The 22,699-nt window shown below is 42.6% G+C and carries 21 protein-coding genes; 8 read left to right on the forward strand and 13 right to left on the reverse strand.

All coding sequences use genetic code 11. The features are described from left to right. Positions 1-6: 6 nt before the first annotated feature. Complete coding sequence (locus FCL46_RS11690; protein ID WP_136808306.1) at positions 7-1,857, reverse strand: sensor histidine kinase; 1,851 nt, start codon at positions 1,855-1,857, stop codon at positions 7-9. 261 nt (positions 1,858-2,118) lie between these two features. Between FCL46_RS11690 and FCL46_RS11695 the strand changes: the two genes are divergently transcribed. Then, a complete protein-coding gene (locus tag FCL46_RS11695) occupies positions 2,119-2,733 on the forward strand; it encodes a hypothetical protein (protein WP_136808307.1) in 615 nt (204 codons plus the stop codon). Between the two features lie 75 nt (positions 2,734-2,808). On the opposite strand, the gene hisF is transcribed toward FCL46_RS11695, so the two are convergent. The 9 genes from hisF to FCL46_RS11740 form a co-directional block, all read right to left on the reverse strand. Then, entirely contained in the window at positions 2,809-4,395 is a 1,587-nt protein-coding gene (hisF, locus tag FCL46_RS11700) for an imidazole glycerol phosphate synthase subunit HisF (RefSeq protein ID WP_136808308.1), read from the reverse strand. 33 nt (positions 4,396-4,428) lie between these two features. Continuing rightward, on the reverse strand, positions 4,429-5,010 hold the full coding sequence (locus FCL46_RS11705; RefSeq protein WP_136808309.1) for an FmdE family protein: 582 nt from the start codon (positions 5,008-5,010) through the stop codon (positions 4,429-4,431). Between the two features lie 183 nt (positions 5,011-5,193). Then, complete coding sequence (gene cobO, locus FCL46_RS11710; RefSeq protein ID WP_228723382.1) at positions 5,194-5,715, reverse strand: cob(I)yrinic acid a,c-diamide adenosyltransferase; 522 nt, start codon at positions 5,713-5,715, stop codon at positions 5,194-5,196. Then, complete coding sequence (gene cobM, locus FCL46_RS11715; protein ID WP_136808515.1) at positions 5,708-6,478, reverse strand: precorrin-4 C(11)-methyltransferase; 771 nt, start codon at positions 6,476-6,478, stop codon at positions 5,708-5,710. The genes cobO and cobM overlap by 8 nt, the downstream gene beginning before the upstream one ends. Before the next feature lie 26 nt (positions 6,479-6,504). Then, entirely contained in the window at positions 6,505-7,725 is a 1,221-nt protein-coding gene (gene cbiE / locus FCL46_RS11720) for a precorrin-6y C5,15-methyltransferase (decarboxylating) subunit CbiE (protein WP_136808311.1), read from the reverse strand. Between the two features lie 5 nt (positions 7,726-7,730). Then, entirely contained in the window at positions 7,731-8,816 is a 1,086-nt protein-coding gene (gene cbiD / locus FCL46_RS11725; RefSeq protein ID WP_136808312.1) for a cobalt-precorrin-5B (C(1))-methyltransferase CbiD, read from the reverse strand. A 239-nt stretch (positions 8,817-9,055) separates the two neighbouring features. After that, entirely contained in the window at positions 9,056-9,328 is a 273-nt protein-coding gene (locus tag FCL46_RS11730; RefSeq protein WP_136808313.1) for an HU family DNA-binding protein, read from the reverse strand. A 259-nt stretch (positions 9,329-9,587) separates the two neighbouring features. Next, on the reverse strand, positions 9,588-10,400 hold the full coding sequence (larE, locus tag FCL46_RS11735) for an ATP-dependent sacrificial sulfur transferase LarE (RefSeq protein ID WP_136808314.1): 813 nt from the start codon (positions 10,398-10,400) through the stop codon (positions 9,588-9,590). After that, entirely contained in the window at positions 10,390-11,562 is a 1,173-nt protein-coding gene (locus FCL46_RS11740; RefSeq protein ID WP_136808315.1) for a homocysteine biosynthesis protein, read from the reverse strand. Before FCL46_RS11740 ends, larE begins: the two co-directional genes overlap by 11 nt. 218 nt (positions 11,563-11,780) lie before the next feature. On the opposite strand from FCL46_RS11740, the gene pheA reads away from it, so the two are divergent. The 5 genes from pheA (at position 11,781) to FCL46_RS11765 (ending at position 16,985) form a co-directional block, all read left to right on the forward strand. Continuing rightward, entirely contained in the window at positions 11,781-12,872 is a 1,092-nt protein-coding gene (pheA, locus tag FCL46_RS11745; RefSeq protein WP_136808316.1) for a prephenate dehydratase, read from the forward strand. A gap of 490 nt (positions 12,873-13,362) precedes the next feature. Beyond that, positions 13,363-14,364: a tRNA (adenosine(37)-N6)-threonylcarbamoyltransferase complex transferase subunit TsaD gene (gene tsaD / locus FCL46_RS11750; RefSeq protein ID WP_136808317.1), complete on the forward strand. Its 1,002-nt coding sequence runs from the start codon at positions 13,363-13,365 to the stop codon at positions 14,362-14,364. 12 nt (positions 14,365-14,376) lie between these two features. Beyond that, the gene (locus FCL46_RS11755; RefSeq protein ID WP_136808318.1) at positions 14,377-14,877 is read left to right on the forward strand and encodes a DUF2062 domain-containing protein; all 501 of its coding nucleotides are present in this window, start codon (positions 14,377-14,379) and stop codon (positions 14,875-14,877) included. 26 nt (positions 14,878-14,903) lie between these two features. Then, a complete protein-coding gene (rsmA, locus tag FCL46_RS11760) occupies positions 14,904-15,797 on the forward strand; it encodes a 16S rRNA (adenine(1518)-N(6)/adenine(1519)-N(6))-dimethyltransferase RsmA (protein ID WP_136808319.1) in 894 nt (297 codons plus the stop codon). A 27-nt stretch (positions 15,798-15,824) separates the two neighbouring features. Next, positions 15,825-16,985 (forward strand): iron-containing alcohol dehydrogenase, encoded by a 1,161-nt coding sequence (locus FCL46_RS11765; protein ID WP_136808320.1) that lies wholly within the window; start codon positions 15,825-15,827, stop codon positions 16,983-16,985. 82 nt (positions 16,986-17,067) lie between these two features. On the opposite strand, the gene FCL46_RS11770 is transcribed toward FCL46_RS11765, so the two are convergent. Next, positions 17,068-17,565 (reverse strand): hypothetical protein, encoded by a 498-nt coding sequence (locus FCL46_RS11770; protein WP_136808321.1) that lies wholly within the window; start codon positions 17,563-17,565, stop codon positions 17,068-17,070. Positions 17,566-17,568: 3 nt separating this feature from the next. Then, entirely contained in the window at positions 17,569-18,084 is a 516-nt protein-coding gene (locus tag FCL46_RS11775) for a nitroreductase family protein (RefSeq protein WP_136808322.1), read from the reverse strand. A gap of 609 nt (positions 18,085-18,693) precedes the next feature. Between FCL46_RS11775 and FCL46_RS11780 the strand changes: the two genes are divergently transcribed. Next, a complete protein-coding gene (locus tag FCL46_RS11780) occupies positions 18,694-18,918 on the forward strand; it encodes an RNA-binding S4 domain-containing protein (RefSeq protein ID WP_136808323.1) in 225 nt (74 codons plus the stop codon). A gap of 263 nt (positions 18,919-19,181) precedes the next feature. Here the strand turns inward: FCL46_RS11780 and FCL46_RS11785 are convergent, their stop codons facing one another. Further along, the gene (locus FCL46_RS11785; protein ID WP_136808324.1) at positions 19,182-20,738 is read right to left on the reverse strand and encodes a response regulator; all 1,557 of its coding nucleotides are present in this window, start codon (positions 20,736-20,738) and stop codon (positions 19,182-19,184) included. Between the two features lie 489 nt (positions 20,739-21,227). Here FCL46_RS11785 and FCL46_RS11790 point away from each other — a divergent pair, with 489 nt between their 5' ends. Further along, positions 21,228-22,622, forward strand: a complete 1,395-nt coding sequence (locus FCL46_RS11790; RefSeq protein ID WP_267313784.1) for a UshA-like (seleno)protein — start codon at positions 21,228-21,230, stop codon at positions 22,620-22,622. Positions 22,623-22,699 lie beyond the last annotated feature (77 nt).

A 22,699-nucleotide genomic window follows, 5' to 3' on the forward strand; every position in this document is an offset into this window, starting at 1 on the left:
ACCGAATTACGCCCTTTCTAAAGTTATTTCAAAACAGGCTCCTGATTCTGCCTGATTTGCAAGTCGTATGTTTCCGCGCATTTCACGCAATATCCGTTCTGTTATTGTCAGCCCGAGCCCCAATCCCTGACCTGATTTTTTAGTCGTGAAAAATGGATCAAAGATGTGCGCTTTATCATCTTCACCAATTCCAGGCCCACTATCTGTAACTAGAACCTTAACCATCTTATCGACAGTATAGGCTTCAATTTCAATTTCCCGTTTTTCACATTCTTCAACAGCCTGGATAGCGTTGCCTATCAGATTAACCAAAACCTGCTGTAACAAAACATTATTTGCCATAACTTCAATACTGTCCGGTCTCAGATCAACGCTAATCTGTACACCTGATTTTCGAATTGCCGGACGAAGGATTTCCAACGCCCCGTCAATAACTCCATGTAAAGGAACGATTCCAATCTGGCCACTCGTCTTCCTTGAGAACAATTTCAACTGGATACCGATTTGAGCCATACGTTCGGTGAGTTCACCAATCTGCTCAAGGTTCCATAATGCTTCCTGATGTCTTCCCTTTTTCAGGAACTGTTTTCCATTATCAGCATAGCTTCTAATTGCTGCAAGAGGCTGATTAAGTTCATGGTTGATACCAGCAGACATTTGTCCAAGAACTGCCATTTTGGCGGCATGAATCAGCTCATTTCTCGTTTTCTTCAGAGCAACTTCTGTGCGTTGGCGATCCTTTATTTCTTTTCGTAGAAGCTTATTAGTCTCTGTAAGCTCTTTTGTTCGCTCCTGTACCCTGATTTCAAGTTTTTCATTAGCTCGTTGTAATGCCTTCCTGGTTTTTGCCCTCATCAACCCCAATTCGACCAGGCGGTACTGCCTTTGTACCATTAACAGAATCATCATATAGATAAGCAGCAATACGCCACCAACCATAATATTTACCCACATTACATTTTCTCGTATCGGTAATGTGTCTTTCATTATGTGCACACTCCAGCCAGCCTCAGGCATATTTCTGGTGAGCAGCAGGTGATCCCGCTTATTCTGTGGATCCTGTTGATGTAACTGAACAAGTTTCAAATTAGAATCAAGCTCCTTCCGAACATCAGACAGCACTTCAAGGTCAGTGTTAGGATACCTATTGCTGTCAATTATCCTCTGCCTAACCTCTTTTGCGAGAGGGCGAAGAGTATGATATCGCCAGTCCTGTCTGGTGGTTATAAATACAACGCCATCGGGGTCTGTAACTAAAAAGTTATCCCCCCGGTGTCCCCACTTTTGTTCAACCGAATCAATATTTACCTTGATTACTACTACCCCGAGAATTTCTCTGTCTTTTCGGACAGGATATGCGAAATAGTAGCCCCTTTTAGAAGATGTGGTGCCAAGTGCGTAGTATCGACCAAGTTGGCCCTTCATCGCTTCAACAAAGTATGGTCGATACGAAAAATCTCTTCCGACAAAAGGCCGTTCTTCCTGCCAGTTGCTGGCGGCAATTGTCAACCCGTCCTTATCCATTAAATATGTATCCGCTGTATCACTTATACTGTTAATGGTTTCAAGGTATCTATTGAGTTTAGCTATTCGCTGATCTTCCTGAGGATTAAGTAAAGCACTCACGAGATTACTGTCTGTAGCTAAAAGCTCAGGAAGACTTTCATACGTTTTGAGAACTCCCTGAAGATAGGTGACAAAAAGTTCAAGCTGATCTGCCCCATCTTGGGATTGTCTGGTTAATCCACGTTGATACATCACTATAGATGTCAGCCAGATAATGGAACCGGTTATAAGCAGAAAAATAAACCCGCTAATAAAGAAAAATTGTTTCTTAGGTTTTTGGGTCAGAATCATAAGTAGTCAGAATCCGGTATGCAGGGGAAATGAAAATTTAACAGCTATGACCTCTTTAATATATCGCAATGTAACAGTATTTCTAATTTTATTCTATGAAGGAAGAGCTCTCGACAGTGATGCATATTGACCCGATGCCATTCAGCTACTGTAGCAATTATTTCTAAAATATCTTGATACTACACGATATAAAGTGTTTTCTAAACCAACTACATAATTAGTATTTCTTACTCAGCCATTTTACAATCCCCCGTGATTTTGATGAAATTCATACCACACTGCATACTCGTGACATATCTCGTTGTTTCCGTTTCCGGTTGTTCGCAAAAAACAAATTATTATCCTGTAAGTGATAAGCATCCAAGGAAAAGCAGTCTTGGTTTTAGTGTATCGCCACCGACCGGAAAATCCTGGTTTGAAAAACTCCAGGGACCAAGCTTGATATATTATAAGAAAACTGAACGTGACGATTATTTGCTTTATGCAAAAGCATCAGAGGTGAAACTGCCTAATGCACCTAAAAATACCGAGGAGTTTATCGCCTGGGTAAAATCGGAGAAAGAGGTGTTTCTTCCTCCCGAACGTTATAAAAACATCACATTTTCATTTCAGGCCGAACCTGACATTTCTGAATATTGCCTGCGATACAGCAGGACATATGAAGACCACGGGCAGGTCGTCGAAAACGCTAAAGACGATCAGTTCTTCGCGATAGAAAACAGCGGATTATACTGCTTACACCCCGATTCAGAAAAAATAGGGGTAGATGTATCATTTGTGGAAAGATTGCCTCAGGGCTTTTCACACAAACAGTTTCGAGATGAAGTGAACAGCTTTATGCAAAGTCTGACATTTCAATCGCTGAATCAATCATAGCAGGAATGATTGATAGAACCTGCAATAAAAACGGTGCCATGTGGTAATACGCCTACATGACACCGTTAATACATTTTATCGTATTTCTATCCCCGCATTTGCAACAGTGGATTTCACCTTAGAGATAGGGACCTCTTCTCTATGAAAAATACCGGCCGCCAGTGCAGCTTCAGCATTGGTTTCCCTGAAAACATCTGTGAAGTGATCTGCGGTCCCGGCACCACTTGAAGCGATTACCGGAATCTTTACAGCACCCCTGACCATATTTATCAATTCATGATCAAATCCGCTGTTAGTGCCATCTTTATCAATACAGTTTAAAAGAATCTCACCAGCCCCCAGCTTTTCACAGACAGTGACCAGTTGCACAACATCTATATCACGACCTTCCCTGCCACCACTCACCGTACATTGATACCAGCAGTATTTTTCTCCGTTCGGGCCGGGTGTTTTTACTGCAATCGTTGCGTGGGTAGTCTCATCAGGAGTGTTAACATATACCCTCCGAGGATCTACAGAGATTACAACAGCCTGCGCACCATAGACTATAGAAATCTGTTCTATTGCACTTGTGCCGTCTTTACTCTTCTTTTCAAGATATTTTTCAACTGCATAGACCGCGTCACTGCCTATTGAAATCTTATCAGCACCAGATCGGAAGTATCGTGATGCAACATCCAGTGCTGAGTAGAAATTACCATCACTATCGGTAAATTCACGAATACCTCCACCAATTGTCAATGGGACGAAAACGTTTTTTGAAGTTTCTCTAAGAACTTCAAGCATCGGCTGATCATTTAATGGAAAATTCCGAAACCCTGTAATATTCAGGAATGTTACTTCATCAGCGCCCTCATTATAATACCTTCGAGCGAGCTCAACCGGTTTACCGAGATTCCGAACCTCTCCTTCCTGGCGGACATCATACTGGTCGCCCTTGGTAACAACAAGATCTCCGGCATCATTGCTCCGAACATCAAGGCAGGCAATAATCCGCTTGGCTATCTTTGTCGGTCGATTATCCAGCTGAGGTTTCACACCTGATTCGACAATTTCTTTCCCTTTTAAAAACTGCTCTAACAATCGCAAACCCGCATCTCCACTCTTTTCGGGATGGAACTGGGTCGCAATAACCTGACCTTTGGCAACAGAGGAGACAAACTCCTCACCATAGTCGGTAGTAGTGAGAATCCAGTCCTTATTCTCTTCAGATGCGACTGCCTTAAAAGAGTGGACAAAATAAAATTTCTCACCGTTGTAGCCGTCAAATATCGAATTGCTCTTATGAATTTTGACACCATTCCAGCCAATTTGCGGTACGGAAAGCTCAGAATCGGAAAATCTTTCAATCTGTCCAGGAATAATACCTAACCCTGCAACACCTGGAGACTCAGCACTCCCTTCGAAGAATGTCTGTAATGCTACACATATACCAAACGTTGCTTTATCGAGATGGATTCGTTCTATCAGCTTTTCTGCATAGCCGTCACGGACAAGACGCTCCATAACAACCCCGAAATTACCTACTCCAGGAAAAATCAGCTTTTCTGCGGTTACGATCTCTTCAGGGGTTTCTACGTCTTTAACTTCAAACCCAAGTTTTCGAATCGCATTTCTGACGCTGCGGACATTTCCTGCGCCATAATCAAGAAGTGTTATCATTGCAATCTACCTTAAATATAAATTCAATTCCTGCTACAGGAGAGAAAAGTATTGTTTGCCGGAACATCGTCGACAGAGTACCTGGCCATCTTTAACCACGTCGCGATTATCCTGTACCCAGTCACCACAGCCCTGGCACTGTACTCTTTTGATTGGTCTTCCTGGAAGATCTTCCGGGGGGATCTTAGCTTCAACATGCTGAATAGAAAACAACTCTGCATCAGGCATTATTTTGTAGGCTTCAAGTTGCCTTACACGCTTATCAAGAATATGACCGCAATATTTTTTAGATAATTCGCGGGATTCTTCCAAGGCTGTAATTCTGACAGCTTTATCATTTTCAAGGTTAACAAACGTGGCCGCCATGACTCCATGATCTATAAGCTTGAGCGTACGTTTGCCTGCGCTACATCCAGTTACCGATTGAATTGCATCAGTAGCACATCTGTCTATCTCTACAAAGACATAGATATTTTTGCGATCCCGCCCTTTCGGATCAGTTACATTGATCAACTTCAATCCCAAAAGGGACATTCGAACACCAAGTACCTGGCCAGGGCAGACATGACCGTGAATACGCGTAGACTCTTCGAGCAATGCGTCAAAAGATTCCATTACAATAGCTGTACTCTTTATGTGGAATGTTGATATCTGGAGGCCGACCCAAAACCGCCAATTCCCCCAATTTCTTCGCTGATCTCAGATTTTAATCATCACAATACGTTGTATATTCATCTGGTTATAAATATCGGCCGCTTTGAGCTTGAAAAAAAATGCAGGTTTTCGTTCAGGTACTACCTAAAAGTCAAAACCTTTCTGAGCTGGTATTCCAGATGTATATGGATGTTTAATTTCCTGCATTTCTGTTACAAGGTCAGCAGCTTCAATGAGATTATCTGAAGCATACCTACCGGTAAGCACGATATGCATTCCTTCAGGCCTACTTTTGATAGCAGTTAGAATTTCTTCTTCAGGGACCATATTGTAACGAATAAGATAGGTTAACTCATCCAGTATTACCAGTCTTGAATCACCCTTCTTAATAATTTCAACTGCAAGTTGCCAGGCTTCTCGCGCGAGAGCAGTATCTTTACTTAGATCTTCAGACTTCCAGGTAAATCCCTGCCCTGTAACATGAAGATCAAGCAACTCAGGAAATTTTCCCGCAAGTTTATGCTCTCCGCATCGCCAGCCACCCTTAATAAACTGAACAACCGACACTTTGTGGCCGTGCCCAAGAGCTCTAAATACTAACCCGAGAGCAGCCGTAGTTTTGCCCTTTCCTTTTCCGGTATGGATAGCGAATAGCCCTTTAGTCACAACGAGCCTCACGGGTGCCATGACTGAAGGTCGGGTCATAAAGCTTAGAAACAGCCTTAAGTTCTTCCTGGCCAAAGACTTTACCTACACAGATCATTGCAGTCTTAACAATCCCTTCCTGCTGAACCTTTTCTGCAATGGTATTCAGATTACCTCGAATAATTTTTTCGGTATCCCAGGTCGCCCGCTCGACGACAGCAATAGGAGTGTCCTCAGCATAACCACCGGCAGTCAGTTCCTGCACAACTTTCTCAAGCATACCTACTGATAGAAAAATCATCATTGTCGTCTGATGCCTGGCCAGATCTCTCAATTTTTCCATTTCAGGTACAGGGGTTCGTCCTTCCTGTCTGGTAATTATGATGGTCTGGGCAATTTCAGGAAGTGTTAATTCAGCATTTAAAGCTGCCGCAGCACCTGAGGCAGAGGTAACACCAGGAATTACTTTATAGGGAACTTGGAGTAAATCGAGCTGTTGCATCTGTTCTTTTATTGCTCCATAAATCGCAGGATCACCCGTATGCAGCCTAACCACGTTACCACCTTTTTTCCAGGAAGCATGCATAACTTGAATAATTTGCTCCAGGTCCATTCCTTTTGAGTCAAATATTTCAGCCTTACAGCCGGAAAGAATCTCAGGATTAACCAAACTACCTGCAAATACGATGCAATCAGCATCATCAAGTAATCGTCTTCCCTTCACGGTAATAAGTTCAATATCACCAGGCCCTGCTCCTACAAAATGAATCGGGTTATTAGGCATTTCGTTCAAGGGGTTTATCCTTTAAGTTAACGTTTATGACCAACAATAATTGTAATAGGATTAAATGACTGCTCCTGTCTATCTGGATAAGAAAGTCTAGTCACTTCAATACGACTCATTTCTACATCTAAGCCGCACTTAAACATATATTCAGGTGCTTCCTTGTAGGTCTTATCAATTACAGCTGTTACAACCAGGCGGCCGCCCTGCTGCAACTGTTCGTTGCTCAGCTGTATAATTTGTTCTAAATTACCGCCATTCCCTCCAATAAACACTCTGTCAGGTCGGGGTAAACCATGTAGCTTTTCAGGAGCCGCACCTTTAATCAACTTAAGATTGCAGGTATCATATCTGCTCTTATTCCTGAGGATATTTTCATGTTGCTCCTCAGATTTTTCCACTGAATAAACAAGGATTTCCGGATAAAGCCTGGCAGCCTCTAGACCTATTGAACCTGAACCGGCACCAACATCCCACAAAATTCCATTTTCAGGAATAGCTAAAGAATGTAATACAGCAGCTCTCACTTCGCGTTTTGTTATGAGGCCCCTGCTATGGGTGATATCATCCTCGGTTAATCCAAACGAAGGTAGGCCCGGTTGCTGATTGGATTTTCTTACAAGAATCATGCAGCATAAATTGCCAAATTCAGCTGATGCTATTTCTTGAAGAGTTCCGGAAATAAACCGCTCACCCACCATACCGATATTCTCAGCCACATATGCAGTAAAGTATCGGGTATCTTCAAGAAAATCTATAAGACTGGCAGCTATCACCTCCGGCCGCATTTTGGCATCAGTAAGTAACACCGTTTTATGGCGGGATAGCAATTTACCTACAAAATTCCTCTCGGACCTACCATGCAGGCTCAAGACAGCAGTGTCGTCCCAATTGATCAAGAATTGTGCAAAAGCATGCTGTATTGAAGAGAGTGCAGGATGAACAACAACTGCATCACGACCAAAATCTTCTACCAGCCGTTTTCCTATACCGAAGAACATCGGGTCACCTGAAGCTATCACAGCAACATCACCATCTTTGAGGTGACGTTGGATCTTGTCGATTGCTTCAGTGAGTGGGGCAATTGAAATGATTTTCGCTTGTTCAAAATCGGCTAAAACATGAGTAAGCTGAGTCTGCATTCTGGCAGAAATTACAATAGTGGAACAACCGGCAACTATGTCTATAGGAACAGAGGCTGAATTCTGTAAATCGACGCCAATAAGCTGAATACATCCTTTACTCATATTGCTCACCCCGCTATTACTTTAACGCTGCCGTCATGATGCACCAGATATACTATCACAGGAATTTCTGAAACCTGTTCATGATAGGCTTTGGCGGCATAACATACCTTTTCAACGAGTTCAAAACAATCTCTGTCAACCAGTCGTTCGTATATCTCCCTGGCAGTATTCGATCCTGACAAAAATGAAAGATCCTTTCCTGGAGCAAGCCCCTCAATGCAATCAATAGCATTACTAATCTCAAGCGCACCAAATCGTACATGGGTTTGAGGAATTTTCAAGGCCGCCTTTAATGTTTTTGCCCACATGCCGGCCATATGCAAACGTGAAAATCTGTAATTACGAGCCTCTTTAAGTGAAAATTCAAGATAATCACCCATCTCAACAAACGCTTCAGGTTTAAGCGTCAGCCTTTTCTGCAATGCTTTTTCAGATGTGCGTCCAGTTGAAAGAACAATTTCAGTGTTCCCACCGGCATCAGCAACATCCATAGCTGCAGTGATGGTAGCTGTCCATGCTTCTGCAGAAATAGGTCGTACAATACCTGTGGTGCCAAGAATAGATATGCCGCCGATGATGCCTAATCGCTCGTTGAGAGTTTTTTTAGCTAATTCTCTACCATCTGGAACCAGTATTTCTACAGTTAGAGATGGGTGATTGGCAGAACAGTGCCCTGCTATCGCTTCTTCCACAGCTTCACGGATCATCTGCAGAGGTACGGGATTTATAGCCGGCTTTCCAATTTCCACCGCAAGACCTGGCTTTGTAACTACTCCTACGCCTTCACCACCGGTTATTTCTATAGAAGCAGAGTGACCAGGATTGGTATTGAAACGTACTGATGCAGCTATAGTTGCACCATTCGTACAATCTGGATCATCACCAGCATCTTTAATTACCGCGGCAAATTCTCTTTCCCCGTTATTAATTTCGGGAGTGAACGGTATAAGAGAAAACCACACTCTCTTTCCATCAGGAAACGGTATTTCCACCTCAGTGACTTCCCGGCAACCAAACAAGCGTAATGCTGCACCTTTAGCGGCAGCTGCGGCACACGCACCTGTTGTATATCCTGATCGTAATTTTTTCATAAGATTATAAAAAAAAAAGGTCGCCCCTTGCAGGAACGACCTTTCTCAAGCAATCACATATCTAGTATCGACATGTATTTACTGTCTTATTTCTCCAGTCCTGTAACTGAGGCAGGGGATATAGTGAAAGCACTTTACTGATATCACCCGCCAAACCAAATTAACTGATAGCAGTTGAAGTAGTCAGACTAGCAGTAAAACTTCCGCAAATCCATGATCGTTAGACAGGGACCAGGGACTTAGTTGATAGCTTCAGACAGTTTGCTGCCAGCTTTAAATTTTGCAACTTTCTTAGCTGGTATTTCGATTGTGGTGCCGGTTTGTGGATTTCTTCCCTGACGTGCTTCACGGGTAGATACAGAAAATGTACCAAATCCAACCAAAGTCACTTTGTCACCTTTCTTGAGACTCTCTGCAATTGCAGCCAGAGTACCGTTTAAGGCTTTTTCCGCAGCAGCTTTGCTAATGTCGGCTGCACCTGCTATGCTCTCAATCAGTTCCTTCTTGTTCATGAATTCCTCCCTGCTAATCGTTCTTTGCTTTTACCAGGACAACGTCGCTGTTGCCTTTCTCCTGAGTATGATGCTTTACTCAAACAACATCGGATTGTCAAAAGAAAAAACCCATTTTCGCCTTTTGACGTAAAACAATTAAGTGCCCTACAACCCTTTATAATCAGGCTTTTAGGGCCACAACCAAATCACAATAATTGAATAGAAGCGCAGAATCAAGTAATAAATCACTTATTCTCATAAGAAAAGCAGCCTTTCCCTAACGACCGGACAGCCCTATGTATACTGGCCCCAGGCTTGCTGATTCAAAATATTCGATAATTTGCAGTCTTATGTCCATTGTAGCCGCTGTTGAGATATCTTTTTCCTGCAGTTCTATACAGACACCATATCTCCTCAACCTAACCCGAGAGCCCCTAAAACCCAAGGTAAACAAGAACAATTCAGCCTGTTCAATTTGATAGAGTGCTTCAAGAGCTATCGGTGTACCGGTATCGACCCGCGTTGCCAGGCATGAGTTGGATGGAAGGTTGTGATTCTCGAGCCCCATAGATCTTGCGTACTCGCGGATATCTGTCTTGCTGAAACCAGCTTCAAGCAAAGGTGACCTGACACCTAATTCTTTGACTGCCTTCAGGCCCGGCCTGTCTTCCCTCAGGTCATCAGTGTTCGTACCATCAAAGAGCACTTGCTGACCACGAGCATTGATCATCTCAATAATAGTTGTATAGCTTGATTTCTTACAATAATAGCATCGCTGCTCATTGTTGATGACAACTTCATTCAGCAGTAAAGGATTGAGCTCAACAATAACGAAGCCTGATGAATCACTAAAATGTCTGGCAATAAGATTTTCAACATTCTCTTTTGAGGCTGCAGATTGCAGACATGAGTTCACAAAATAGGCTGTGACACTGTCTTTAGTTAAATGATTTGAGCAGATATGCAGAAGAACTGTTGAATCAACCCCTCCAGAAAAAGCTATTGCCACAGAATCAAATTCCTGCAAAATCGTTTTTACACGTTCAACTTTTGCAAGAATCTGATCTGGCAAATCTGTTCTAACTGCCATTAGGCAAAGTCTCAGCGGGTTTATTGAGCAGGAACTTCCCTTGCTGAATCTGTTCTTTAAGGATATTTGCGATTTCACGCGCTTTAGGAATGCTGGAGAGCGGAGCAGTCGGCACTTCTCTGCCATTGACGATTATAGAACCGGATTTAAGCTGTGCATAGCTTACCTCGCCATAATTACGAGCGATACCATTGGTATAATCATGTCCGTAGTCTACAACCTGGGTAAAAAGCTCTTCATCAGAAACACCTGTGAATTTAGCCATATCAACATCCAGAATCGGGATGGGAATGCCCAGTCCGACAGCCAGCGTATTGCCATAGCCTAAAATTGAAACTCCACGTATCCAGTCTGCAGACATCTGCTTCAAATCACCCTGTACCATAATGGTACCTGCCGGCTTCTTGGGGGCACCACCCTCAGTACGCGGAACATTTGGATTATGCTGGGTGCCATGCCAGGTAACATAGCCTGTAGCACCACCGAGGAATATTTTTGTACCTATGCCGATTGTTCGGTAAAGCGGATCATTCAAGAGCGGACTGAGCTCGCCGGCACTGCAAAAATTAGCATTTCTGCAATGAGGTTTAAGCATACCCATATATGTATAGACAGCTTTCTCTGAAAGATTTATGGCACAGTTATAATTCTGATAACCGTTTCTGGGGTTACAGAGCAAAGCGTACGGTAAATCATCAAGAGTGACTTCCTTCTTCATTTTCTTGCCGGCGTAACAATCTGTTCCGTATGCTTTAGCCTCAAGCAAAACTTTTTTCCCGCGGAGCAGGTCTTCGATAACATGACCACCACCGTACCTGAACTCGCCTGGGTAAATTTTATTCAGCGGATCATCTTCAGTAGGCTCAGTAGCACCGATGTAGCTGTCTACAGCAGCGAGGCCGGCATACGCCGAAACCTTATTCAGCCATACTTTCGAAGCCTTTATAGTCGGGGTCATCTGGCCAAAATTAAAGAACATCCCTGAAGAACACATTGGGGCAAACGTTCCTGTTGTAACCACATCAATATCACGCGCAGCCTGCTCAGGCCCACGATCACGAACAATGCCGACCATCTCTTCGGCGGTAACGACTACAGCTTCACCAGCCTTAATACGCGCATTGATTTCTTCGTATGTTTTTTTAACTGTATTTTTGCTCATATATTATCCGTTGATCTTGTAGTTATCTTTATTACAAAATATGAAATAGATAGATTGATACCATGACAACCGATATATTGGGAAGAGGGAAATCTTAAACCACTTTTTTTACACCTTGACATACTTTCTTGTTTTGCCTAATCTTGTTTACTCTAGATTACCCAAGTGTCATTCTTTTGTGACCGCCTCCCAACTTTCCGTTTACTACAGGACCGTTCATGACCAGCAAAAAAAATCCGGAAATATCTAAGGTGCGTTCCCGCATCGATGAAATAGACAACACCATCCTTGATCTTATCAAGGAAAGACTCGGACATGCTAAAGAAATTGGCAAGCTCAAAGATGAAGGCAACCGAGCCAAATGGGACCCGTACAGAGAAAGACAAATATATGAAAGGTTGATGAGCAACAATGAAAAAGTCTTTCCCGAAGATGCGTTGCGTTCAATATTTCATGAAATTATAACCACCTGCCGCTTATCTCAGCGTAAAGCTGAAGTGGCATATCTCGGACCTGAAGCTACATTCACCCACCTTGCAGGTGTGAAATATTTCGGTCATTCAGCAACATACAAGCCAATGGAGACCATTGACGATGTTTTTGCTGAAGTAGAAAAAGGCAGAACCACCTACGGCATTGTCCCTGTTGAAAACTCGATTGAGGGTGCTGTTTTTAATACTCTTGATTCATTCATGAAATACAAGGTCCAGATTTGTGGTGAAATACAGTTGGAAATCAGTCACAACCTTGTTTGCCGCTCAGGCAACATTGAGGATATTCAGACTGTAGCCTCACATGCTCAGGCTTTGGCTCAATGCCGTGAATGGCTGAGAAAAAATCTACCGTCAGTGCCTACCTTACAGGTATTTTCAACAGGCGCAGCGGCCCAGATGGCCTCAAACAATCCTAATATTGGCGCAATTGCCTCTTCACTTGCCATCAAAACTCATGAACTCCAGGTAGTTGTAAAAGGCATCGAAGATTACATGGGGAATACCACCCGATTTCTAGTGATCGGAAAGCGCTCCCCTACTCCGAGCGGTTCTGATAGAACGTCGCTGCTCATCGGCCTTATGGATCGTCCAGGTGCACTTAATCAGATTCTTACCATTCTTTCTGAAGAAGAAATCAATCTGGCTAAGATCGAATCGCGTCCCATAAAAGGAAAGCAGTGGAAGTATCTGTTTTTCCTCGACATGCTAGGACACATTGATGAAGACAGAATTGTCCGTGGCTGTGACAGGATTCGAGAACATTGTTCATATTTTGAATGGCTCGGCTCATATCCACAGGCAGATACCGATTCCTGATCAGCAATTCAAAGCTAAAGCCTAGTGTCATGTCATGCGTCAGGTGTCGTAATAATGTGAAGTTTTTTTCTTCCTGCAAGGCATGACAGGACACCAGGAGGCTGTCCGAGAATAGGGGTTTTCGCTCAGATCAAGGCAAACTCGCAAAATCACCGGAGGCATATAGTTAATATCCCGAGGATAATTTTTCGAGTTTAACGAAGATATGGGTGACAAGAGCATTGTCGGACAGCCTCCTAGCATCAACTTCCTTGCTTCGACGCTGAGGTTGAGAAAAAGAACAATTCCGGACAACCTACTGGTTGCGTTGCAGAACGTGTCGTAAGGACATACTGTCTATGTGGTGAAGCTGTATAATTATATTGAATCCTCCCAGCGGCATTGACTTTATGGGCAGGGTTCAATATGTTTGCCCATTTTTACCAGCTGGAAACACCCATACGATTCGATACGATTCGATCAACAACATTGTAGGTACGATACACGCACCATGCGAATACTTGGAATTGAAAGTTCTTGTGACGACACTGCAGCCGCTGTTATTGAAGACGGCAATAAATTACTCAGCAACGTACTGAGCAGTCAGGATGAAATACATAGCCGTTATGGTGGGGTAGTACCCGAACTTGCCTCACGTAACCACCTTGAAAACATCCATCCTATTGTATTTGAAGCACTTGCCAGAGCTAATATCACGCTTGACGATATTGATTTAATTGCCACAACACAGGGGCCGGGACTCATAGGTTCCCTGCTTGTCGGATTCTCTTTTGCGAAGTCTCTCGCATTCCAGAGCAATACGCCCTACATAGGAGTTGACCACATGAGCGGCCATCTCCTTTCTGTATTTCTTGAACACACTGTCGAATTTCCATATGTCGCACTGATCGCATCAGGTGGAACCAGTTCAATTTTCCTGGTTAAGAGTTTTACAGAGTTTCAACTCCTTGGACGAACACGGGATGATGCTGCTGGCGAGGCTTTCGATAAGGTGGCAAAACTCCTGCAACTGCCCTACCCCGGTGGACCACACGTCTCGAAATATGCATCCAGCGGTGATGGTAAATTTGTTAAATTTCCTCGTGCCTGGCTAGAGGAAGATTCCCTCGATTTCAGTTTCAGTGGTGTGAAAACAGCCGTCCTTAACCATTGTAATCAGCAGCAACAAAAAGATCTCCCCCTGCGGGTTGAAGATATCTGCGCATCTTTTCAGGAAGCGGTTGTCGACGTTCTTACAGTAAAAACAGTGCGAGCTGCAAAGAAGCATAAGGTTAAATCGGTTGTTCTTGGAGGGGGTGTCTCTGCCAACAGCAGATTACGAGAAGTTTTTTCAGAGATCTGCGGCAAAAATGATCTTAACTTCCATGTGCCTCACCCGAAATTTTGTACAGACAACGGTGCTATGATAGCTCTCGCCGGTTATCACAAATTCAATGCATTTGGTCCGATGATGCCGGAGGAAGATGTTTACTCTAGATCAATATTGGGTTAAGAACCGTAATCTATGAAACTAGAGCGAATTGGTAAGTATTATTATCGGCGTGTTCAACGATTGAAAGGGAATCCATATGCTCTTGCAGGCGGATTTGCCATAGGCGTATTTATTGGTATTACCCCTACAATTCCTTTGCATACCGTCACTATAATTGCCTTCACTCTATTAACCAGAACATCTACAGTAGCCGGAATTCTCAGTAGTTGGCTGGTCTGTAATCCGCTAACATATTTCCCGATATATTATTTCTCTCTTGTCATCGGGAATATGGTTACCCCATATCATCTTAATTGGGATAAGATAAGAACTACACTTGATATTCTGCTATCACCGGAATCATTATCCCATTCAATGCAGATTATAATGGGATTGGGCTACGAAGCAATTGCTGTTCTCCTCGTTGGAGGCTGCATCCTGGCTCTACCCTTCACCATAGTCAGTTATTACATGTCGCTACGATTTTTCTTCGCGATAAAGAAGAAGAGATGCGAAAAGCGCATCCTCCACTAATAGATACATTCATATATACGCATATCATGACAAGATACGGAGAGACCAGAAACTCCCTCGACAAACATAACCTTGCTCCCAAAAAACGCTTTGGGCAGAACTTCCTTGTAAACAAAAATACTGCAGAGGCGATTGTTCGGGCAGGTAATGTTTCAGAAAATGACACCATACTCGAGGTTGGAGTTGGCCTTGGCGCTTTAACCCAGCCAATTGCAGAGAGGGCAAAAAAAGTCATTGGGCTTGAAATTGACAGCGGTCTTGTTCGCTTTCATGAAGAGGAAGGAGATCTGCCCGAGAATGTCACCCTCATTCATCAGGATGTACTCAAGACCGATTTTGCTGAATTAGCCAAGACTTGCGGAGGCCCGCTAAAGATTATGGCAAACCTCCCCTATTCCATTTCCAATCCGTTCATTTTTAAGCTCATTGAAAATCGCGAATATGTCTCTTCAGCAACAATCATGTTGCAAAAAGAAGTTGGAGACAGGTTAATGGCTGTCCCAAACACCAAAGACTACGGTGTTCCCTCGATACTGCTGCAATGTTGTGCTTCTATTAAAAAATTAATGACCTTAAAACCCGGAGAGTTTCACCCACGTCCAAAAATCGATTCCGTTGTAATACGTATTGATTTTTCGACACAATCTCTCAAGTCCGCTGATGGAACACCTTACTCTTACAGGATGTTGCAAAAACTTGTCAGAACAACGTTTAATCAACGTCGTAAAACGATCCTCAACACCCTTTCTTCAGCTTCATTGTTCCTCGAATCGGATAGTATAGACAAGCAGACTAACAAGCGACTGACTGAAGAAACAATCCTTGAGGCCGGAATTCAGCCGACCGTCCGCCCTGAGTCATTATCACTCGAAGAGTTTATCAAGCTTGTCCATTCATTTACTAAAAAACTGAATCCCTGAAAAGGGATAGATCTTCCCCAACTACACATGCATAATTTTGTTTTCCATAACCCCACCAAAGTGCTCTTTGGGAAAGGAACCATACAACACGCAGGAAAAGAACTCGCTTTTTATGGAAAACGTGCGCTGCTTATCTACGGACAGAATTCAGCCAATAAAAATGGCTTGTTACATACGGTTAAAGGATCTCTGACTGAAGCAGAAATTGAATTTGTAGAACATGGGGGTGCTAAGGCTAATCCAACAGTTGAACATGTTAGAAAAGGAATTCAAATCGCTAAAAGCGAGAAAATTGACTGCATTTGCGCCCTGGGTGGTGGCTCTGTCATAGACTCGGCAAAAGCTATTAGCGCAGGCGCTCTTGTTGAACATGATGTCTGGAAATTCTTTACAGGTAAGAAGAGTGTAAAAAATGCTCTCCCGTTAATTGCAATCAGTACACTCGCTGCATCCGGTTCGGAAATGAATTCGGGAATGGTCCTGACAAACCAACATACTTTGCAAAAATTTGGTTTTGCACACAGGTTGCTTTTTCCTAAAGTTGCTATCATGGACCCTGAAACCACTTACACGGTTTCACCTCAACAGACAGCATATGGAGCAATTGACTCACTCGCCCATATTCTCGAATTCTACATGACATCTGTACAAAACGGTACAGTTGTTCAGGATCGCTATATGGAAGGCCTTGCTATGGCGATACTTGAAAGTTGCGACAATGCTCTAAAGAATGCAGAAGACTATGAGGCCAGGTCATCACTCATGTGGTCCGCTGCCCTCACTCTTAACGGCCTATCGTCTTCCGGGCTTGGCAAAGTCGGTTTTCCTATGCACCTGATCGAACATTCCCTTTCTGCAATACATGACATTCCTCACGGTGCCGGATTAAGCATCATCATTCCGGCATGGTTTCGCTATCAGGCAAAACACATTCCCGAGCGAATGAGTCAATTTTTCAGCCGCATTTTTGGTATTACAGGAACGCCGCAAGAAGTATCAGAACACGGCATACAAATCCTAACCACATGGCTTACAAATTCCGGTGCACCTACAACACTTGGCGAAGTTGGTATCTCTACCGCAGAAATCCCACGACTTGCCGAGAATGCCCTGCCACTGGCAAAGGTATGGAGAATGAGGGAGTACGACCAGAAGAAAATCGAAGAAATACTTCAGTTGTGCGGTTAATTCAGCTACACATCAAAACAACAACAGCCGGAAAACCATCACAGGCTTCCCGACTGAATAGACCATACTCAACGCTACAAAACTAATTAACAGGTTCACCAAACGGATTGAGTCTACCGGCTGCTGCAACATCAACTGTTACATACAACGTAGCTTTTGTGTAACCGTATTTTCCACCAAAACCTTCTTCTAAAACGACCATGCATGTTTTATTCGGCTTGGTGAAAGCAAGAAGAATGTTGTCTGACTGAGCTTCGCCAACCAGCTTCCACTTGCGATTTTCCATTGTTGAAACGATAAACTGCTTGAGCGAGCTTACTTCAACCCTGCCGCTATAGGTGAGAATACCACCTTCAAACGAGTCAGTTTTGATAGCCATGCTTTCATCGTTTATCCATTTCATATCGACTGGCAACTCTATATCTGAAAAGTTTCCAACCTGAGTTGACATCGGCCCGAGATCAGTCGGAGACATCTCTGTAGATGAGGATCCGTTATAGGAGGATGATCCTGTACATCCGCCAAGTACCAGGAGACCCATCATACAGGCAAGAGAGAATGTTCGTATAGCTGATTTCATGTATCAACCTCCAATCTGTTTAAGTATAAAATCGTTAACGTTTTTTCTGTGTGATTTCTGGTTTCTGTGTGCAGGATAGCCGATAGCCATCATGGCTGCAAGTTCATACTGTTCGGGAATAGCCAACTCCCTGTTCACAGATTTTCCATTTTCTCTGATTTCGCCAAGCCATACAGCTCCCAGCCCTATAGAATCTGCAGTAAGAAGCATATTCTGCATTACTGCACCTACTGATTGCTGCGCCTGGACTTCATCAAATTCCAAATCATATTCAAGAAAAATAGCAATCAAAGCCTGCGACTCAGCAACTATTGTCGAGTACACAGTAAGTTCTGATAAGAGTGAAATAATCCCCTTATCCCTGATGATTACAAATCTCCAGGGTTGACTGTTCCCAGCTGATGGAGCCCAGCTACCCGCTTCGATAACAGTCATTAAATCTATTTCCGAAACTGCATCACTCGTAAACTCTCGAACGCTTCTTCGTTCTTTTAGCTCTGTAAGGATATTTCTCTGCATTATTTCTTGATGTTGATTATTTTATAGTAATTAGTTAACAGCGTTTTAGTTAGTTTACTTTTCGTATAATGTCTAGAGTTTTATATACCTACACTCTCCGAACAGCTTAAAAACAATCCCCTCACTTCACTTCATTTCTTCCACAAGAATATGGCACATTGCAACAATACAACTCGCCTATTGCAATCACGATAAAATTGAGTTCTAACCACCAATACATTTTATTTAGACACCAGGAGGGTGTCCAAGAATAGACAGTTCTTCTCAAATCGAGAATTGTTGATAATAACAAACGGAGATATGTGTCTGATATTTAGAGAATTGTTATTGTAAAAAATGACGACGAGTTGTGGAGGGATGCTCTTTTCGATCACCCTCCCAGGAGGCTGTCCGACAATCGCCTTTCGATGTCTACGCAATCTGCCCAAACTCTTCGGAATTTACAAAAAATAATGCTCGCAGGTAAGCGAAGACTCCGATATCATCTATATGGCTGTGCTTATTTTTTGTAAATGTCTCGATTTTAACCAAATTTCCTATTCTCGGACAGCCTGCTAGCTGACTACCTTACATAAACAAACGACATTATTTTCACATAGTATATCGAATATGAACACACAGAAAAAAATAGAAGTAAATGAATTACCTATACGCTTGGGACAATTGCTCAAATTTGCGAATCTGGTACAGGATGGCTTTGAAGCAAAGATCAGAATTCAACATGGAGAAATACTCCTTAACGGTGAGATTGAATGCCAGCGCGGAAAAAAAATTATTGATGGCGATATTATCACCTTCAATGAAGAAGAATACCTGATTGTAAAGGATAAATAAGACAGTGGGTGGAGTGAGGTAATTGTAATTCAGAACTAACCCGCATTTATCATCAATACATTTTTTCGCAGGTCAGGCACAGGCGATGCCACTTATGTAAGCCACCACAAGTGGCTTCTAACACTGCAGCTACAGAAAATATATTGACAAAAAGGGCTCGTTTAAATTTTAAATGAACAACACTCCAACATTCGATTTGGTGTTTTTCAAATGTATATTCAATCAGTTGAGCTTAGAACAAAAAAAGATAATGGCAATGCCGGTTATACTTTATCGGAGGGCAGTACTGAATAGACTTGGATAGGTTGTTCAAGGCCTCGTAACAAACGTGGCCCCTCATCACTGACATCATAGAAATCGTCTAAAACATTCTTAATACTCTCGGTGATCAATATCTTACCAGTATCGGTTTCAGCAGCAAGACGCTGCACGATATTTACATCGGTACCTATTACCGTGAAGTCCAGTCGTTGCTCAGACCCTACATTTCCCAGGTAGACTTCACCACTCGATACACCTATACCTATGCCTATCTTCTTAAACCAGGATGATTCCTCACTCCATTGGCGTTGAAGATTTTCAAAACCCTGAAGGATCTTAATGGCTGTTTCTACAGCAGATCTCCCAGGGTTTTCAATCGGCACTGGTGCCCCGAAAAGTACTAAAGCGGCATCTCCCATAAACTTATCAAGCGTTCCTCTCGCTGCAAATACTGCATCAACAAAGAGTTCAAAAAATTGATTTAAAAAAATACGTAACTGTTCTGAAGAGATGTGCTGCACCAGCATTGTGAAATTTCTGATGTCGGCAAACATAACTGTTAGCTCTCGAACCTCCCCGACATCAAGCATGCTCTCTTTCTGATTTAGCAAAAACTCAGCTACTTCAGGAGCAACGTATTGCTCAAAAAGAGTTCTTAGCTTGATCGCTCTTTCCCTTTCCTGTAATGCAGCTACATTTTCAAGAGCCATCACAGCCTGGCTGCAAATTACAGAGAGCATTTCTATATCTGCTTGACTGTATTCTTTTTTTGTATCGTTATGACTTATATTGACAACACCTTCCACTACTCCCCGAATTACTAGCGGGAATGAAATCGACGCGGCAATATCCTTGCGCTTTAGGTATTCTGAAAATGGTGTGTTGTTCTGGGTTCGTCGATTGAGTATTACTGGCTTAGCATTGGCATACACCCATCCGGCAATTTTCTCGCCTGATTTTAGACGTACACCACTTGCTATGGTTTCTTTAATGCCGAGCGAAGCTACGATCTTCAGGCTCTCACTCGTACTTTCATAAATCATCACCGAGACACAGGGTACACGTATTTCTTTATGTATTGCGTCAACTAACTCACTGTAAACCTGTTCAGGCGATATCGCCGACATAAATTTCTGGCCGAGCTGATATAGTGGGAAAAGCGTCTTAAGTCGCGTGTTTTCTTCACGTAAATGAGCTACAGAAAGTGCTTCCTGAACTGAATTTATTAACTTAACCGCATCGACCGGCTTTTCAAGGACACCATTAAATCCTGTGTTCATCGCATCAATAACCATACGCAAATCTGCATGCCCGGTTATAAGAATCCCGATCAGGTTTGGTTCCATCTGGCGCAACATTGAGAATGTTTCCAGCCCATTGGCACCAGCAAGCAACCCATTAATCAACGTCAAATCAAAATTGATCTTCTCAGCAAGCTCAACAGCCTGTTCGCCAGTATGTGCACAAAACACATTAAACCCAAGATTGCCTAGAATCGTTCTGCATGAATCTGCAAAGAGTGCTTCATCATCAACAACAAGTATTTTTCGGGTGATCATAGAATCACGTACTCCACAAGATTTATCCAGGCACCTGAAGAAATGCTATCACTCCTCAAAAGGATCGAAAATACAAAACCATGTCGCAACTCAATAGTAGCACCCTCATACGATTGATTCAAGTTGACACAGTTATTGCATTATCAACCTAGTTGCATAGATATACCAGAAAAAATCATTGGGATATTTTGATAGACATCACCCCGGCCTATAATAATTATTCTGATCGTCAAAATATTCTAGAAGAGTGACTTAAAGGATGTTAGCCTGATAACGCTTACTACTTGAAACAACAATGACTTTAAAATTTCACATTCAACCTATCCATTTATGTATACAAAATTTCGTTTCGTATTCTCGGCCATTGTTTTATCTCTAGGAATGTTTGCAGCACCATCATACTCAACTGCACTCGCCTCAAATTTCCAGATTTTTCACACTACCAATCTTTTAGGTGAAGTTGATCCTTGTGGATGAAAATCGAATCAACTGGGCGGGCTGTCCAGAAGAGCATATCTCATAGAGACTCTCAGCAAAAATTCAGCAACAAACCTGCTTCTGGATTCTGGAAACATTCTCTTTAGCAGTAACAATTCTTCTAACGTAAGAACTCAGGATTTGCTGACAGCAGATGCCATCCTAAATATCTATAATACCATGGAATATACAGCAATGGCCGTCGGGCCACTTGACCTTACTGGTGGAATTGAATATCTGAGAGAATCTGTCTTAAAGGGTAGTCCATGGGTATCTGCAAACATAATGACAGCGGATAACGAACCCTTTTTCCCGCCCTGGATTATTCAACAGACTTCCAATGGAAAAATCGGCATAATCGGCATAACCTCGTACAAAGCTCAATTACCGGAAGGTTTCACCGCAACAACATGGCAGGATGTACTGCCGGATCACATCAAGAAACTTTCAGGAACCTGCGACTTCATACTACTGCTTTCCAACCTTGACGATGAACAGAATGCAAACATTGCAGCAAAGTATCCTCAACTACACCTTATAATTTCAGCAAATAATCGAAGTGGAAATAAGCCTCCTAAATTGTTCAACAATACCATCATCACTCAGACGCATACTAAAGGGAAATATCTTGGAATTCTAAAGATTGACTGGTCACCGGAACTAAAGATATGGGAAAACACTGAGCAGAATACATCTACTATCATTGCCAAACTAGAACATGATTTACAAAACCAAATAGTGGATCTAAGAAGAGATATTGAGAAAAATAAGACTGCGATAACGATGATGACCGATCAAAAAAAACATCTCGCGGCTTTTAGCGCAAACAGTAATGAGCAACTGACATCAACATTTAGTTACAGGTTTCGTGCCTTATCATCAAAAATCACGGAAAACAGTGAGATATCCAGCCTGACTGCTCAACTAAAAAAACATATTTCAAAAACTAATAAGAAAATAAGCAAAAGCCAGGTGACACGTTACACCTCCTCATTACAACCACCTTCTCATGATAATTATATTGAGTTTGCCGGAAGTAAGAGTTGTTCAACATGCCATGACAAGCAATATACAGCATGGGAAAATTCAGACCACGCAAGAGCATATTCCACTCTGGAATTAAAAAATCAGCACTATAATCTTGAGTGCCTCGGCTGTCACGTCACCCACAAGATGGAATCGAATTCAATCCAGAATGATGACATATATCTTCTAGGACTCCCGAAACAGTTGCAAAGTGTAACTTGCGAATCATGCCATGGCCCGGGAAAGAGCCATGTGGATAGCCTTGGCCAAGAGAACACGTTTCGCACTATTGACGAATCTGTCTGCAGACAATGTCACACCGTTAAAATGGATAATACGTTCAATTTTAATACCGCCTTACAGCATCTTAGCTGCAAGTAGTTGCAGACTATCTGGATAGAAAACACCTCAAAAAGACAAAAAAAAGGGGAGCATGAAATTCATGCTCCCCTTCAGAA

Source organism: Desulfosediminicola flagellatus (genome assembly GCF_005116655.2).
Lineage (GTDB): Bacteria > Desulfobacterota > Desulfobulbia > Desulfobulbales > Desulfocapsaceae > Desulfopila > Desulfopila flagellata.

Coding starts and splice junctions, on each gene's coding strand:
- FCL46_RS11780 (WP_136808323.1), top strand. CDS start 18,694: ATGAACACACAGAAAAAAATAGAAGTAAATGAATTACCTATACGCTTG.
- tsaD (WP_136808317.1), top strand. CDS start 13,363: ATGCGAATACTTGGAATTGAAAGTTCTTGTGACGACACTGCAGCCGCT.
- FCL46_RS11690 (WP_136808306.1), bottom strand. CDS start 1,857: ATGATTCTGACCCAAAAACCTAAGAAACAATTTTTCTTTATTAGCGGG.
- FCL46_RS11785 (WP_136808324.1), bottom strand. CDS start 20,738: ATGATCACCCGAAAAATACTTGTTGTTGATGATGAAGCACTCTTTGCA.
- pheA (WP_136808316.1), top strand. CDS start 11,781: ATGACCAGCAAAAAAAATCCGGAAATATCTAAGGTGCGTTCCCGCATC.
- FCL46_RS11770 (WP_136808321.1), bottom strand. CDS start 17,565: ATGAAATCAGCTATACGAACATTCTCTCTTGCCTGTATGATGGGTCTC.
- FCL46_RS11775 (WP_136808322.1), bottom strand. CDS start 18,084: ATGCAGAGAAATATCCTTACAGAGCTAAAAGAACGAAGAAGCGTTCGA.
- FCL46_RS11695 (WP_136808307.1), top strand. CDS start 2,119: ATGAAATTCATACCACACTGCATACTCGTGACATATCTCGTTGTTTCC.
- hisF (WP_136808308.1), bottom strand. CDS start 4,395: ATGATAACACTTCTTGATTATGGCGCAGGAAATGTCCGCAGCGTCAGA.
- cobM (WP_136808515.1), bottom strand. CDS start 6,478: ATGCCTAATAACCCGATTCATTTTGTAGGAGCAGGGCCTGGTGATATT.
- FCL46_RS11755 (WP_136808318.1), top strand. CDS start 14,377: ATGAAACTAGAGCGAATTGGTAAGTATTATTATCGGCGTGTTCAACGA.
- FCL46_RS11705 (WP_136808309.1), bottom strand. CDS start 5,010: ATGGAATCTTTTGACGCATTGCTCGAAGAGTCTACGCGTATTCACGGT.
- larE (WP_136808314.1), bottom strand. CDS start 10,400: ATGGCAGTTAGAACAGATTTGCCAGATCAGATTCTTGCAAAAGTTGAA.
- FCL46_RS11730 (WP_136808313.1), bottom strand. CDS start 9,328: ATGAACAAGAAGGAACTGATTGAGAGCATAGCAGGTGCAGCCGACATT.
- FCL46_RS11740 (WP_136808315.1), bottom strand. CDS start 11,562: ATGAGCAAAAATACAGTTAAAAAAACATACGAAGAAATCAATGCGCGT.
- rsmA (WP_136808319.1), top strand. CDS start 14,904: ATGACAAGATACGGAGAGACCAGAAACTCCCTCGACAAACATAACCTT.
- cbiE (WP_136808311.1), bottom strand. CDS start 7,725: ATGAGTAAAGGATGTATTCAGCTTATTGGCGTCGATTTACAGAATTCA.
- FCL46_RS11765 (WP_136808320.1), top strand. CDS start 15,825: ATGCATAATTTTGTTTTCCATAACCCCACCAAAGTGCTCTTTGGGAAA.
- cbiD (WP_136808312.1), bottom strand. CDS start 8,816: ATGAAAAAATTACGATCAGGATATACAACAGGTGCGTGTGCCGCAGCT.